The sequence below is a fragment of the Gemella sanguinis ATCC 700632 genome (genome assembly GCF_000701685.1).
Classification (GTDB): Bacteria; Bacillota; Bacilli; order Staphylococcales; family Gemellaceae; genus Gemella; species Gemella sanguinis.
Genome location: NZ_JNJO01000004.1, coordinates 135,925 through 149,694, shown reverse-complemented (window position 1 = coordinate 149,694; position 13,770 = coordinate 135,925). Strand labels below are relative to the sequence as shown.

14 protein-coding genes are annotated in these 13,770 nt (G+C 28.7%); all 14 read right to left on the bottom strand.

Annotated features, from left to right (window positions below; translation table 11 throughout):
- Nucleotide 1: 1 nt before the first annotated feature.
- The gene (gene sufC / locus T369_RS0103805) at nt 2–742 is read right to left on the bottom strand and encodes a Fe-S cluster assembly ATPase SufC (protein WP_031551942.1); all 741 of its coding nucleotides are present in this window, start codon (nt 740–742) and stop codon (nt 2–4) included.
- Nucleotides 743–980: 238 nt separating this feature from the next.
- The gene (locus T369_RS0103800; RefSeq protein ID WP_031551939.1) at nt 981–1,850 is read right to left on the bottom strand and encodes a C39 family peptidase; all 870 of its coding nucleotides are present in this window, start codon (nt 1,848–1,850) and stop codon (nt 981–983) included.
- A gap of 9 nt (nt 1,851–1,859) precedes the next feature.
- Nucleotides 1,860–2,720 (bottom strand): DMT family transporter, encoded by an 861-nt coding sequence (locus T369_RS0103795; protein WP_031551937.1) that lies wholly within the window; start codon nt 2,718–2,720, stop codon nt 1,860–1,862.
- Nucleotides 2,713–3,855 (bottom strand): glycerate kinase, encoded by a 1,143-nt coding sequence (locus T369_RS0103790; protein WP_031551934.1) that lies wholly within the window; start codon nt 3,853–3,855, stop codon nt 2,713–2,715. The genes T369_RS0103795 and T369_RS0103790 overlap by 8 nt, the downstream gene beginning before the upstream one ends.
- Nucleotides 3,856–4,302: 447 nt before the next feature.
- Nucleotides 4,303–5,163, bottom strand: coding sequence for a polyprenyl synthetase family protein (locus tag T369_RS0103785; protein WP_031551931.1), 861 nt, complete (start codon nt 5,161–5,163; stop codon nt 4,303–4,305).
- Nucleotides 5,156–5,356: an exodeoxyribonuclease VII small subunit gene (gene xseB / locus T369_RS0103780; protein ID WP_031551928.1), complete on the bottom strand. Its 201-nt coding sequence runs from the start codon at nt 5,354–5,356 to the stop codon at nt 5,156–5,158. Before xseB ends, T369_RS0103785 begins: the two co-directional genes overlap by 8 nt.
- Nucleotides 5,356–6,615 (bottom strand): exodeoxyribonuclease VII large subunit, encoded by a 1,260-nt coding sequence (xseA, locus tag T369_RS0103775; RefSeq protein ID WP_031551925.1) that lies wholly within the window; start codon nt 6,613–6,615, stop codon nt 5,356–5,358. The genes xseB and xseA overlap by 1 nt, the downstream gene beginning before the upstream one ends.
- A gap of 12 nt (nt 6,616–6,627) precedes the next feature.
- A complete protein-coding gene (gene nusB, locus T369_RS0103770; protein WP_031551913.1) occupies nt 6,628–7,023 on the bottom strand; it encodes a transcription antitermination factor NusB in 396 nt (131 codons plus the stop codon).
- Between the two features lie 13 nt (nt 7,024–7,036).
- Nucleotides 7,037–7,342, bottom strand: coding sequence for an Asp23/Gls24 family envelope stress response protein (locus T369_RS0103765; protein WP_031551911.1), 306 nt, complete (start codon nt 7,340–7,342; stop codon nt 7,037–7,039).
- Nucleotides 7,343–7,573: 231 nt separating this feature from the next.
- Nucleotides 7,574–10,195, bottom strand: a complete 2,622-nt coding sequence (alaS, locus tag T369_RS0103760; protein ID WP_031551909.1) for an alanine--tRNA ligase — start codon at nt 10,193–10,195, stop codon at nt 7,574–7,576.
- Nucleotides 10,196–10,486: 291 nt separating this feature from the next.
- Nucleotides 10,487–10,855 (bottom strand): S1 RNA-binding domain-containing protein, encoded by a 369-nt coding sequence (locus T369_RS0103755; RefSeq protein ID WP_006365000.1) that lies wholly within the window; start codon nt 10,853–10,855, stop codon nt 10,487–10,489.
- The gene (gene tkt, locus T369_RS0103750; protein ID WP_031551907.1) at nt 10,845–12,821 is read right to left on the bottom strand and encodes a transketolase; all 1,977 of its coding nucleotides are present in this window, start codon (nt 12,819–12,821) and stop codon (nt 10,845–10,847) included. Before tkt ends, T369_RS0103755 begins: the two co-directional genes overlap by 11 nt.
- A gap of 18 nt (nt 12,822–12,839) precedes the next feature.
- Nucleotides 12,840–13,436 carry a recombination mediator RecR gene (gene recR / locus T369_RS0103745; protein WP_006364998.1) on the bottom strand — a complete coding sequence of 199 codons (597 nt, stop codon included), beginning with the start codon at nt 13,434–13,436 and terminating at the stop codon, nt 12,840–12,842.
- A gap of 1 nt (nt 13,437) precedes the next feature.
- A complete protein-coding gene (locus tag T369_RS0103740) occupies nt 13,438–13,755 on the bottom strand; it encodes a YbaB/EbfC family nucleoid-associated protein (protein WP_031551902.1) in 318 nt (105 codons plus the stop codon).
- Nucleotides 13,756–13,770 lie beyond the last annotated feature (15 nt).

Below are 13,770 nucleotides of genomic sequence, written 5' to 3'. Positions count from 1 at the left end.
ATTAAACCTCTTCTTTTAACCAATCATATCCTTCTTTTTCTAAGCGAAGTGCTAATTCTGGTCCTCCTGTTTTAACTATTTTCCCATCCATTAACACATGAACAAAATCTGGTTCAATGTAATCTAATAAACGTTGATAGTGAGTAATAATTAAACAACCAAAATCTTCTCCACGCATTTTATTAACTCCTTTTGATACAATCTTTAATGCATCTATATCTAATCCAGAGTCAATCTCGTCAAGAATAGCAAATTTTGGTTCTAACATCATCATTTGTAATATTTCATTACGTTTTTTCTCACCACCTGAGAATCCATCATTCACATAACGTTGAGACATTTTTAAATCCATCTCTAAAAAGTTCATAGTTTTATCAAGCTTTTTAATATACTGCATAAGTGGAATACTTTCTTCTCTACCTGCATTTATAGCTGATTTAATAAATTCAGATGTTGGTACTCCAGGAACTTCTGAAGGATATTGCATAGCTAAGAATAATCCAGCTCTAGCTCTCTCATCTACCTCCATATCTAGCACTTCCTCATTATCAAGTAAAATACTACCTCCATCAACTTCATATTTAGGATGTCCCATAATAGCTGACGCTAATGTAGATTTTCCTGCCCCATTAGGCCCCATTACTGCATGAATTTCCCCAGATTTTATTTCTAAATTAAGACCTTTTAATATTTTCTTATCATTTATCGATACTTCTAAATTTTTTATATCTAGAACAGACATTATTATTCCTCCATTTATAAATTTTATTTAAGGTTTTCTATTTAATATTATTTAAATATCGCTTTATTAAGCCTTTAACATACCATTTATTATAATATTTTTCTATATATTTAGCAAATTATTGGTCTATTTCCATTTATTAGCAACTATAATTATTTTAGTTTTTACTAATAAAAAATAAACAAATTATATAATTATTAAAACTATATAATTCGTTTATTTTGCTTGTATTAATAAATTATTTTGATACTTCCCACATAGACTTAATTTCTGTTTTCAACTCATCATAACTCCATTTTTTTAATGTTCTCCCATAGCTATTTGGATCATTTATTATATAATTACCGTCATTATCTTTCCCTACAATTAGTACAATGTGGCCTACTGTTGTAAATTTACCTGGTTTTACTGAAGTTATAATAGGATTATTTTTTTGTAAAACATCATCTATTGACTTTTTACTTATTGAAACATTTTTCGTCTGCAAATTATATTTTTTTGTTATAAAATCGAAGAAACTCCATTTTATTCCATCATCTGTAAAATATCCATTTTCATCAGCAATTTTTGCAATTTTATCTGGAGTTATAGTATTATCATTTAATAAACCACTTATAGCCATAGATACTGTAGCAGGACCACAGCCCCCAATTGCTATATTTATGTCTCCAAGTTTATTATAGCTCCATCTTCTATCCCACTGAACATAATAAGGATATTTTCTATTTAACTCAACAGTTTCTCCTTCCTCATAAGGTTTTGATTTCTTTCCTGCTAAATAACCTAGTATATATTGTTTTGAATCTTTATTATTAGCAAAAAGTTTTTGTTCTGCTACTGGTAATTTATCTTTTTGTAGAAGGATAAATTGATCTTCTATGCTATATTTAGCATTTTCTAGTAGATTATTTTCAACTTCTTTACTATTTTTTAAGAAAGGAAACGGTTGTTTAACTCCCACTATTCCATCTCTCGATTTTAAAGAATTTTTATTTTTTTCTTCTATTTTGTTACTACTCACGGAAAATTCATTTATACTTTTTATGCCAAAACAAAAAATAATTATTCCTAGTATACTTATTAAGATAATTAAATATTTTTTCTTCATATTACCTCCTTACTTAGATCTCAATACTAAAACTATACCTACTGATATTACTATAATATATCCTATTAAACTTTGAAAATCTGGAAATTCTCCAAAAAACATATATCCAAAAATACCAGAAAATAATACTTGTGAATAATCAAAAACTGAAATATTTTTCGCTGCTGCAAATTTATATGCAAACGTTACACCATACTGACCTATTGTAGCACTAATACCTGCTAATAATAACATTGATAATTGATATAATGACATCGATCTATAATCAAAAATTAGATATGGTAATAACATTAATGACGATAAACTAGAAAAGAAAAATATTATAAACTCACCCGATATATTATGTGTTCCTAAGTATCTTACACAAGTATATGCAATACCCGCACATAAAGCACCTAATAATGCAGCTAATGCCCCCATACTAATAATATCATTACCACTTGGTTTAATTATTAATATAATCCCAATAAAAGCAATAATTATTGAGAAAAATTGAAATCTAGTCATTTCTTCTTTAAAAAATATATATGATAGTATTATAATAATAAAAGGAGACAGTTTTTGAATAATCGAAGAATCTGCTAGGCTTATATGTGAAATAGCGTAAAAATTCAAAACCAATCCAATAGTTCCAAATACACTTCTTGAAATTAGTACTAACCATCCAGTCTTATTTTTTGGAATATTTATAACTTTCCAATGTTTAATAAGTGGTATCGAAGATATAAATACAGCTATTATATTTCTAAAAAAACCTTTTTGCATGGATGGTAAATCACCAGATAATTTAACAAACAAAGACATTAATGCAAATCCAAATCCAGCAATTATTATACAAAATATTCCCTTTAAAATATTACTATTATTCATTCTTAAAAATCTCCAATAAATTAAAAACTTGAGACACAGTATTTTCTAAGTTTGAAATTGCAATTTTTTTATTCATAGCTTCATCTAGAGTTGAAATCCCTCTCAATATAGAAAAAGAAGCGTCTATAATGCTCTTAGTATTAGTGTCAAGTGTATCTATTTCTTTATCTACAATAGTTCCTGCTAAAAATATTACATTCTTTTTATATTTTTTTGCTACTCTAGCTATCTCAATAGGTGCTTTTCCCATAAAGCTTTGCAAATCTAATTTACCTTCTCCAGTAATTACTATATCTATCTCTTTTATTTTCTCTTCTATTTCAAGATATTCTATCATAAAATCAGAACCTTTTTTTATTTCAGAGTTTGTAAAAGTTAGAAAACCATAAGCTAAACCACCTGCAGCACCACTACCTAAAATATTTGAATAATTTGTATTGTACTTATTATACACTATTCTTGTAAATTTATTAACATAATCGTCTACAATCTGAAAATTTTCTTCCTTTAAACCTTTTTGTTTAGAAAAGACATATGTAGCTCCTTCTTGGCCGCATAGAATGTTTTCAACATCACTGATGAGTGTAAACTTAGCATTTTTTAGATTTTCATTTAAATAAGAGTCATCAATCCTATTTATTTTACTTAAGGCATTTATACCGTGTATACATTCATTATTATTTTTATCATAGAATTTATACCCTAAAGCACTTAGCATGCCTATGCCACAATCATTAGTTGCGCTTCCTCCAAGGCCTATAATAAAATCTCTAATATTTTCCTGGAGTAATGATTTTATTACTTCTCCTAAACCATAAGTACTTGCTAGGTACGGATTTTTTTCACTTACTTTTTTTAGACCAATTATTTCTGCTACTTCTATAACTGCTTTCTTATTATTATAATCAACTAAATAACTAGCTTTAATTTTCTCACCCATAGCATTAGTGACTAGTACTTCTTTTTTAGAAAAATTATTAAAAATATCTAAAAAACCGTCTCCACCATCCGCAATTACTTCAGGTACTATTTCTATATTTTTATACCTACTATTAGCTAATTTTGAAATTAAATCTGCTATTTCCCTTGAGGTCAATGAACCTTTAAATTCATTTACAGCTACCAATATTTTCATAACTTCCACCTTAATTATTTTTACTTCGTTAATTTTTTATTATACATTAATTTAATTTAGATTTCCATCTTAATCAGTAAAAAAACTTTTATTAATTTTACACAAATACTTTAAATTTCATGATTTTTTTAGTATAATATTTATGTAAAGTTGTTTGACTTTATTTGGGCTTACAACCTGGAATTATTTAAAACTCTTACTATAGAGTTAAATACTACATATTTAATCATTATGATTAATAACATACAGTCTTAATTATATATATTGTTTAACAAACTACTTTTAGTTTTACAATTAACAGTAATCCTCATGTTTGTGCCAGTAACTACAATTTATATGATTAAAATTATATATTAACATAGTACATAGAAATTCCAGTGCCCACCCTACGTTAATATTTACTGTATAAAACCACGGAAGTTTACCCCTAAACTACCGTGGTTATTTTTATTTATCTCTTTTCAATAAATAATTAGCAAAATCTTCCAATAAATTGTTTTCTAATTTTCTTGAAATTTCTATTGCATTTGTTGTGTGTTTTTCTAGTAACTCTTTACATTCATCTATTCCATAAAAACTAAGATAAGTAATCATATCTTCATCACTTGGTAATTTACCTATTTTTTCAAATTCACCATAATAATCTAAAATATCATCTTTTATTTGATACGCTATACCTAGCTCTTTACCAAAACTTCTTATATAATCTAAATCCGATTCTTTTCGAGCTATTTTACAAGCAAAATCAAGCGGTAATTCTATTAGTCTACCTGTTTTTAAACTATGCATCAATTTTAGATAATTAGCATCAACTTGATAGTTTTTTTGCTTAACATCGTACACTTGACCAGCAATCATTCCCATTGCTCCAGAATAATTAGCAAATTGTTGGATAAGATTAACTTTAAGAGTATCATTTATATTTGCTTTACTTAACACTTCAAATGCTAATGTTAGCATTGAATCACCAGTTAGAACTGCAATATCTTGTCCATATACTCGGTGATTAGTTGGTTTTCCCCAGCGATAATCGTCATTATCCATTTCAGGTAAATCATCATGAACCAATGAGTAAGTATGTACTAATTCTATTGCTAATGCAACATCAAAATATTCTTTATAATCTATTTTATAAAATTTTAATAAATATAAAAACGATAATGGTCTTATTTTTTTCCCATCATTAACCAACGAATAAATAATTGATTCCTTTAATAATTCAGGAATTTCTAGGTTTTCAATATATTCTTTTGCATAAATATTTAAAGAATTTCTATTTTCATTTATAAATTGCTCGAAACTATTCATTTGTTTTAATATCCTCAGTTAGTCTTTGAACTTCTTTTTCTGCATTTTCTATAATTGTATTACATTTTTTTACTAGGTCTATACCTTTTTTGTATTTTTCTAACGATTCCTCTAATGAGAGTTGTCCTGATTCTAATTCAGAAACAATTTTTTCAAGATTAATTAAATTCGACTCAAAACTTTCTTTAGCCATTACTCTACTCCTTCTTCTATTGTATCAATTACATTACATTCTAATAAACCATCTGAAAGCCTTACAGATATATTATCATTTTTGTTAACACTTTTTACTGATGTAATTTTATTATCATTTAAATATGTAATTGAGTATCCTTTTTTTAATATATTAATAGGAGAATTCGCCTCAAGGCTATCAACTTTTTTAATGAAATATTCTTTATATGGACCTATAACATCTATCTTTTGGAATATTTCTTTAGAAATAGTTAATTCAGATTTCTTTTCCTTAAGTAAGTTATTTAACCCTTTGGATAATTCTTTCTCTAATAAACAAACTTTTTCTTTATAAATATTATAAATATTTGTGTAATTTCTAAAGTAAGGATTTGAATTACTATTTGCTATCCTAGTTCTATATTCTTCCAATATATAAGACATTCTTCTATTTAATTTATCACTATTAAAAGATAATCTATTTTTTATATCAATTATATTTGGGGTTACTAATTCTGCAGCAGCAGTCGGCGTTGATGCCCTAACATCTGATACAAAATCTGATAACGTTGTATCTGTCTCATGGCCAATTCCTGTTACAATAGGAGTTTTACAATTAAAGATTGCTCGGACAACTTCTTCAGTATTGAAACTCCACAAATCTTCAATCGATCCTCCACCACGTCCTAATATAATTACATCATTATCTTCACTATCAGCAAGAACAATATTTTTTACAATATCTTCAACTGAGTTTTCTCCTTGAACTAACGTTGAATAAACATTAATTTTAGCAATTGGAAATCTTCTTTGTATTGTTCTAGTCATATCTTGTATAGCAGCACCTGTTTTTGCTGTTATTAAAGCAATTTTTTGACTAAATTTTGGAATATCCTTTTTAAACTCTGACGAGAATAATCCTTCTTTTTCAAGCTTTTCTTTTAATTCTAAAAACTTCTGATATAGTTCACCAATACGATCTTTTTTCATATCGATAACTATTAGGTTATGTTCACCTCTTGGAAAGTAAAAGTTTATTTTAGACTTAATTAAAACTGTATCACCGTCTTTAAACTCACGACTCTTAGCACCGAACCAAACGGCATTTATTCTTGTATTTTCATCTTTAATAGAAAAATAAATATTGTTATTATTGTGTAGTTTAAAATTTGATATCTCGCCCTTTATATTTATTTCACCTAGATAAGGGTCTAAAATAAACTTTTTCTCAATATATTTATTTAATGCCGTAACAGTTAAATATGCTTTTTCTTCCAATAATATTACCTCTTATTTAGTTGAAGTTTCAACTATACCTTTTAATACTCCATTGATAAATTTATAGCTATCATCTTTTTCACTATATTTTTTTGAAAGTTCTACAGCTTCATTTATAGAAACCTTGTAAGGAATATCTGTAAATAAAATTTCATATGTAGATATTCTTAAAATTTGTCTATCCATTTTTGATAAACGTTCTAACTTCCAATCTTTTAAGTTATTAGTTATTATTTCATCAATTTCATTTTTTTTCTCAAAAATATCATCTAAAGTTCTAGTTACATATTCACTACCTGAAACATCGTCCACTTCAAACTCTAATAATTCTCTATAATCTAAATCTGTATTTTCTACCTGAAATAAAATTTTAAATACTGATTCTCTTAATTCATGTCTACTTTTCATTAGTATCTCCTAATTAAAAATCAATTCCTATAATATTCACATTAACAGTTTTAGTATTGATTTCTGTCATATTAAAAATAGAATTTTTCACATTTTCTTGAATTTTTCTTGCAGTTTTAGCAATTGAATATCCTGATTTTAAATTACAGTATACATCGATAAGTAATTCCTCACCTACGAATTCTAGTTCTACTCCTTTAGAGTATACTTTTTTTCCTAATAATTTTGATACACCTTCAACTTCACTTGCTGCAATATTTGCAATAACAGTTAAAGCACTTGGATTAATTTCTACTTTTCCTAATTTTTTGTTTTCCATATTAAGAAACCTCCTAATTTATCTTAAATAATCTATACTATAATAATTTATTGTTAAATTAAATTACTATAAAGATTATTATATCCATAATAATCTACACCATTATACCATATTTTCATAAAAAAAGGGAGTAAAATAACATATTTATTTATATTATAAAAAATGAACAAGGGGTACTATAATTAAAACTATAGCACCCTTGTTCTTAAGGTAAGGTAAGGCAATATAATATTAAATATTAGCTATTAATTCTTCAAATGCTTTATCTATATTGTCTTTATTCTTAGCTCCAGCCTGTGCCATGTCTGGACGTCCACCGCCTCGACCTTCACATACAGTTGCTAAAACATTTACAAGTTTTCCAGCATTATATTTATCTGTAATAGCTTTATCTACTGCAACTACAAAGTTAACTTTATCATCATTAATTGAAGCAAAGGCAATAACATAATTTTCTAATTTAGATTTAGCATTATCTACAAGTTGTTTTAAATGATTCATATTTTCAGATTCTACAACGCTTGTAAGTACGTTTATACCATTAACTTCTTTAATATTGTTTACTAAATTATTTAACTCTGCATTAGCAATTTTTTGTTGTAAACTTTCTTTTTCTTTAGAAAGTTTTTTAATTTCAGTTTGTAAATTAGTTACTTTTTCTACAACATTTGAAGCATTAGCTTTTGTTAATTTTTCAACTGTACGAAGTGTCTCTTCTTGTTGTCTTAAATATTCATAAGCAGCTTTTCCAGTTAAAGCTTCTATTCTACGAACCCCTGCAGCAACACCAGTTTCAGAAACAATTTTGAAAATTCCTACTTCGCTACTGTTTGAATTATGTGTACCACCACATAATTCTATTGAATAATCACCAATTGAGACAACTCGAACTATATCCCCATATTTTTCACCAAACAATGCTTGAGCTCCTAATTTTCTTGCTTCAGCAATTGGCATTTCTTCAGTTTTAATTTCTAAAGCATTCCAAATTTGTTTATTAACTTCTTGCTCTACTTTTTCAATTTCTTCTTTTGTTAAAGGTGCAAAATGAGTAATGTCAAATCTTAGTTTCTCATCAGTTACAAGAGATCCAGCTTGTTTTATATGTGAACCTACTTCATGTCGTAGTGCTTCATTTAATAAGTGGGTAGCTGTATGGTTTTTCTCAACATTCAATCTAAAGTCTCTGCTTACGATTAGTTCATAATCTTTTCCAACTTCAAATTCACCTTCTAGTACTTTTACAAAGTGAATATGACGTTTATCAGGTAGTTTTTTAACATCAAGTACTTTGGCTTTAAATCCATTAGCTAAGATTTCACCATGGTCCGCAATTTGACCTCCACTCTCTGCATAAAATGGTGTTTTTTCAAATACAACTTTTACAACTTCTTCGTCAGAGTATTTATCTAATAAATTATCTTCTTTATCAACTATAGCTAATAGCTTAGAAGATACTTCAAATTGAGTATATCCTATAAATTCACTATTTCCAATAATTCTGCTATATAAATCTGATTGAACTTGCATTGATGAATCATCTTGTCTTGATGATCTTGCTCGTTCTTTTTGTTTTTCCATTTCTTCATTAAATCCATCGATATCAACTTTTAAACCATATTCTTCAGCATATTCTTCTGTTAATTCAATTGGGAAACCAAAAGTATCATATAACTTAAATGCATCTTTACCTGAAATGATTTTTGTAGTATCTTTAACTTCACTAACAATACCATTTAAAATAGCTTCTCCCTCATTAAGAGTTTCATGGAATCTATCTTCTTCTTTTAGAATTACATCTTTAACAAAATCAGCTGATTCTTTTACATTTGGATAATAATCATTCATTATTTCTGCAACTACATCAGTTAGTTTATACATAAATGAATTATTTAATTCTAAAACTTTTGCATATCTAACAGCTCTACGAAGTAATCTTCTTAGAATATATCCTCTACCTTCATTAGATGGAAGTGCTCCATCAGCAATAGCAAATACAACTGTTCTAATGTGGTCAGCAATAACTTTAAATGCTTCATCCTGTTCATTATTAACACCATATTTTTTCCCAGATAATTTTTCAATTTCATTTATTATAGGCATAAATAAATCAGTATCAAAGTTTGTTGGAACATCCTGTAATACAGAAGCTATTCTTTCAAGTCCCATACCTGTATCAATATTTTTGGCAGGAAGTTCTGTATAAGTACCATCCGCATTATGGTTATATTGACTAAATACTACATTCCAAACTTCTAGATATCTTTCGTTTTCACCACCTGGATACATCTCTTCTTTTGGTGATTTTGTATCTGTTTCTTCACCACGGTCATAGAAAATTTCAGTATTAGGCCCTGATGGTCCTTCTCCTATATCCCAGAAGTTACCTTCAATACGAATAATTCTTTCTTCGGGTAATCCAATTTGATTACGCCAAATATCGTAAGCCTCAGTATCTTCAGGGTGTATAGTTACTGATAATTTTTCTTTCTCTAAACCTAACCATTTTTCAGATGTTAAAAATTCCCAAGCCCAAGCAACTGCTTCAGGTTTAAAGTAATCTCCAATTGAAAAGTTTCCTAACATTTCAAAAAAAGTATGGTGACGAGCTGTTTTACCTACATTCTCAATATCATTAGTACGTATTGACTTTTGTGAGTTTGTAATTCTAGGATTTTCAGGTATCACACGTCCATCAAAATATTTCTTTAAAGTTGCTACACCAGAGTTAATCCATAATAATGTAGGGTCATCCACTGGAACTAGTGAAGCACTAGGTTCTATTTTATGTCCTTTTACTACAAAGAAGTCTAAAAACATTCTTCTTATTTCTGTTGATGTTAATTGTTTCATTTTTTTCTCCTTAAATTATAAAAATAAAAAGTCCCTTGTGTAAAATTAATTACACAAGGGACGACCTTAATCGTGTTACCACCCTAATTCGAGTATTTTTTGTACTCCTCATTAGTGTTTATAACGGCTTAGCTGCCGATGAAGTGAAATATAGGTAGCATCAAAGTAATATTATGAATCTTTCTCACCGCTAGACTCTCTCTGAAAATAATATTTAATTACTTTCAATTCCTAAACTTCATTTGATATGTAAATTCATTATATACATTTGTAATAAATTTGTCAATAGATTTATTTTGAATTTCTCATTTCAATCATTGCTTTTTTCTGCCAAAACTTCATATTTCTCTTTATTGTATCAAATCCATATACAAAATTAAGAGTATCTAGACTATTTATTTCTTTTTTATTTGATGATTTTTTTTGTTTGAAATTTAGAGTAGCATTTATTTTGTTATCTTTAATTGATAATACTTTAACTTCTAAAATTTCATCTTGTTTAATATAACTACTAATATCAAAAATGAAACAATTTGTTATCTCTGAAATATGAATTAATCCAACCTGACCATCTCTAGTTTCAATAAATGCTCCATATGGTTTTACAGCAGTAACTTTAACCTTGATTATATCTCCGGGTGCAATCTCTTTATAGCTCATTTTTTATTCTCTCTACTACTTTTGCTACAGTAAATCCATATTCTTCAATTACTTTATTTGCTGGAGCAGAAGCACCAAAATTGTCGATACCTATAGCTAATCCGTCTAATCCAACATATTTGTACCATAAAGCTGTATTACCCATTTCTAAAGATACACGTCTACGGACATTACGTGGTAATAATCCTTCTTTATATTCTTTAGATTGTTCTTCAAATAATTCTACAGATGGCATACTTACTACACGTACTTTAGAACCTTCTTTTTCTAGTTCACGAGCTACATCGACTGCTAATGCAACTTCTGATCCTGTAGCTATTAAAATTGTATCAAAATCTGAAGATGTTTCATAAACAACATATGCACCTTTAGATACTTTTTCAAATGAAGTATTTTCTAAAACTGGAAGATTTTGACGAGTTAATACTAATGAAGTTGGTTTATTATTAACTTTTTGTGATAAATACCATGCAGCTTGTGTTTCAGTTGCATCTGCTGGTCTAAATACATAAGTATTTGGAATTGTTCTTAATGAAGCTAGGTGTTCGATTGGTTCATGTGTAGGACCATCTTCACCAACTGCAATACTATCATGAGTAAATACATATGTTACTGGAAGTCCTTGTAAAGCTGATAATCTTAGTGCAGCTTTTAGGTAATCAGAGAATACGAAGAATGTACCTCCAAATACACGAACTCCACCGTGTAACATTAATCCGTTTAGGATAGTTGCCATACCGAACTCACGTACACCAAATTGTACATTTCGTGCTACTCTATTTTCATTATCTTGAAGCCCTTCTCCTTTTATAAATGTCATATTTGAGTGAGAAAGGTCTGCTGATCCTCCAAAGAATGTAGGTAAAACTGCAGCTATGCTATTAATTGCATCTTGTGATGAATTACGTGTCGCTTGAGCTTCTCCAACATTCTTGAATCCAAAGCTTTCTTTAGATAAGCGCTCAATATCTTTTCTTGATAATACTTCTTCTAATTCAGATGCTAATTCTGGATATTTAGCTTTATAGTCATCATATAATTTTTCCCATGATTTATAAGCAGCTTCTCCACGATCAGCAACTTTTTCTTTAAAGTCTGCATATACTTCAGTTGGAATTTCAAATGGATCATATTCCCAACCAATTTCTTTTCTAAATAATGCAGTTTCTTCTTCTCCTAATGGAGCACCATGAACTCCATTTGTTCCTTGTTTATTAGGTGAACCCGCACCTATAATAGTTTTAACTTCAATAAGAGTTGGTTTATCAGATTTTTTTGCTTCTTCTAAGGCTTTACTTATAGCATCAACATTAGATCCTTCTTCTACTAGAATTGTGTTCCAACCATAAGCTTCATATCTTGCACGAACACTTTCAGAAAATGCATCTTTTGTTTCACCATCTAAACAAATATCATTTGAGTCATATAGTACTACTAATTTATTTAATTTTTGAATTGCTGCAAAACTTGCTGTTTCAGAGGCAACACCCTCCATAATATCACCATCACCACAAATTACATATGTGTAGTGATCAAATAAATTATATCCTTCTTTATTATACTTAGCTGCTAAATATCTTTCAGCTAAAGCCATTCCTACAGCTGTTGATACTCCTTGACCTAATGGACCTGTAGTCGCATCTACACCTTTTGTGTGTCCAAATTCTGGGTGCCCTGGAGTTTTTGATCCCCATTGACGAAAGTTTTTAATTTCTTCTAATGAAACATCTTCAAATCCAGAAAGATGTAATAATGAATATAGTAACATTGAACCATGACCAGCAGATAAAACAAATCTATCTCTGTTAATCCAATCTTCTTTTTTTGGATTTACTCTTAAATGATTGACAAATAGTGAGTAGGCCATAGGTGCAGCTCCCATTACTACCCCAGGATGCCCTGATTTTGCTTTGTTAATAGCATCTACACCCAAAACTTTAATTGCATTTACTGATTTTTGTGACATATTTATGCCCTCCTAAAATTATATTTCTATTCGACCAGAAATTGCTCTAGATAATGTTACCTCATCTACATATTCTATATCACTACCAAATGATATTCCTTGAGCAATTCTAGTTACTTTTATATCCGTATTCTTCAAATATTTTGAAATAAAGCTTGCTGTCCCTTCTCCTTCTGGAGATGAATTTGTCGCAAGAATTATTTCTTTAACAATTGGATCTTGAGCTCTTTCAAACAATGATTTAATATTAATGTCTAAAGGACCGATACCATCCATAGGGGATATCAAGCCATCTAAAACGTGGTAGACTCCTCTATATTGTTGCATATTTTCCATAGCAACTAAATCATTGTCGTTAGCCACAACACATATTGTTGATTTATCACGTGAATTATCTGTACAAATATCACATACAGATGTTTCAGATAATCTATGACAAACTTCACAATTTGTAAGTTTTTCTTTTAATTCCACTAAAGATTTAGCAAAATTATTTATATCATTATCATTCATCTTTAACGTATGAAACGCAAGACGAATGGCTGTTTTTCTCCCTATTCCAGGTAAAAGTGAATAACTATCTATCAAGTCTAATATTGGTTTTGGATATTGCATCTTATAGTCCCGGAATATTTAATCCATTTGTAAATTTACCTAAAGTTTCTTCTTTAAGTTGAGTAGATTTTTCTAATGCGTCATTTACTGCTGTTAAAACCATATCTTGTAACATTTCGATATCTTCTGGATCAACTACCTCTTCTTTAATTTTAATATCTAAAATTTTCCCATCTCCATTAGCTATTGCAGTAACCATTCCTCCAGAAACTGTACCTTCAACTGTTTGATCTTTTAATCCTTCTTGGGCTGCTAACATATCCTTTTGCATTTTTTGCATTTTTTTCATCATTTGTTGCATATTTCCCATTCCACGCATATTATTTCCTCCTAA

Coding starts and splice junctions, on each gene's coding strand:
- sufC (WP_031551942.1), bottom strand. CDS start 742: ATGTCTGTTCTAGATATAAAAAATTTAGAAGTATCGATAAATGATAAG.
- T369_RS0103800 (WP_031551939.1), bottom strand. CDS start 1,850: ATGAAGAAAAAATATTTAATTATCTTAATAAGTATACTAGGAATAATT.
- T369_RS0103795 (WP_031551937.1), bottom strand. CDS start 2,720: ATGAATAATAGTAATATTTTAAAGGGAATATTTTGTATAATAATTGCT.
- T369_RS0103790 (WP_031551934.1), bottom strand. CDS start 3,855: ATGAAAATATTGGTAGCTGTAAATGAATTTAAAGGTTCATTGACCTCA.
- T369_RS0103785 (WP_031551931.1), bottom strand. CDS start 5,163: ATGAATAGTTTCGAGCAATTTATAAATGAAAATAGAAATTCTTTAAAT.
- xseB (WP_031551928.1), bottom strand. CDS start 5,356: ATGGCTAAAGAAAGTTTTGAGTCGAATTTAATTAATCTTGAAAAAATT.
- nusB (WP_031551913.1), bottom strand. CDS start 7,023: ATGAAAAGTAGACATGAATTAAGAGAATCAGTATTTAAAATTTTATTT.
- T369_RS0103765 (WP_031551911.1), bottom strand. CDS start 7,342: ATGGAAAACAAAAAATTAGGAAAAGTAGAAATTAATCCAAGTGCTTTA.
- alaS (WP_031551909.1), bottom strand. CDS start 10,195: ATGAAACAATTAACATCAACAGAAATAAGAAGAATGTTTTTAGACTTC.
- T369_RS0103755 (WP_006365000.1), bottom strand. CDS start 10,855: ATGAGCTATAAAGAGATTGCACCCGGAGATATAATCAAGGTTAAAGTT.
- tkt (WP_031551907.1), bottom strand. CDS start 12,821: ATGTCACAAAAATCAGTAAATGCAATTAAAGTTTTGGGTGTAGATGCT.
- recR (WP_006364998.1), bottom strand. CDS start 13,436: ATGCAATATCCAAAACCAATATTAGACTTGATAGATAGTTATTCACTT.
- T369_RS0103740 (WP_031551902.1), bottom strand. CDS start 13,755: ATGCGTGGAATGGGAAATATGCAACAAATGATGAAAAAAATGCAAAAA.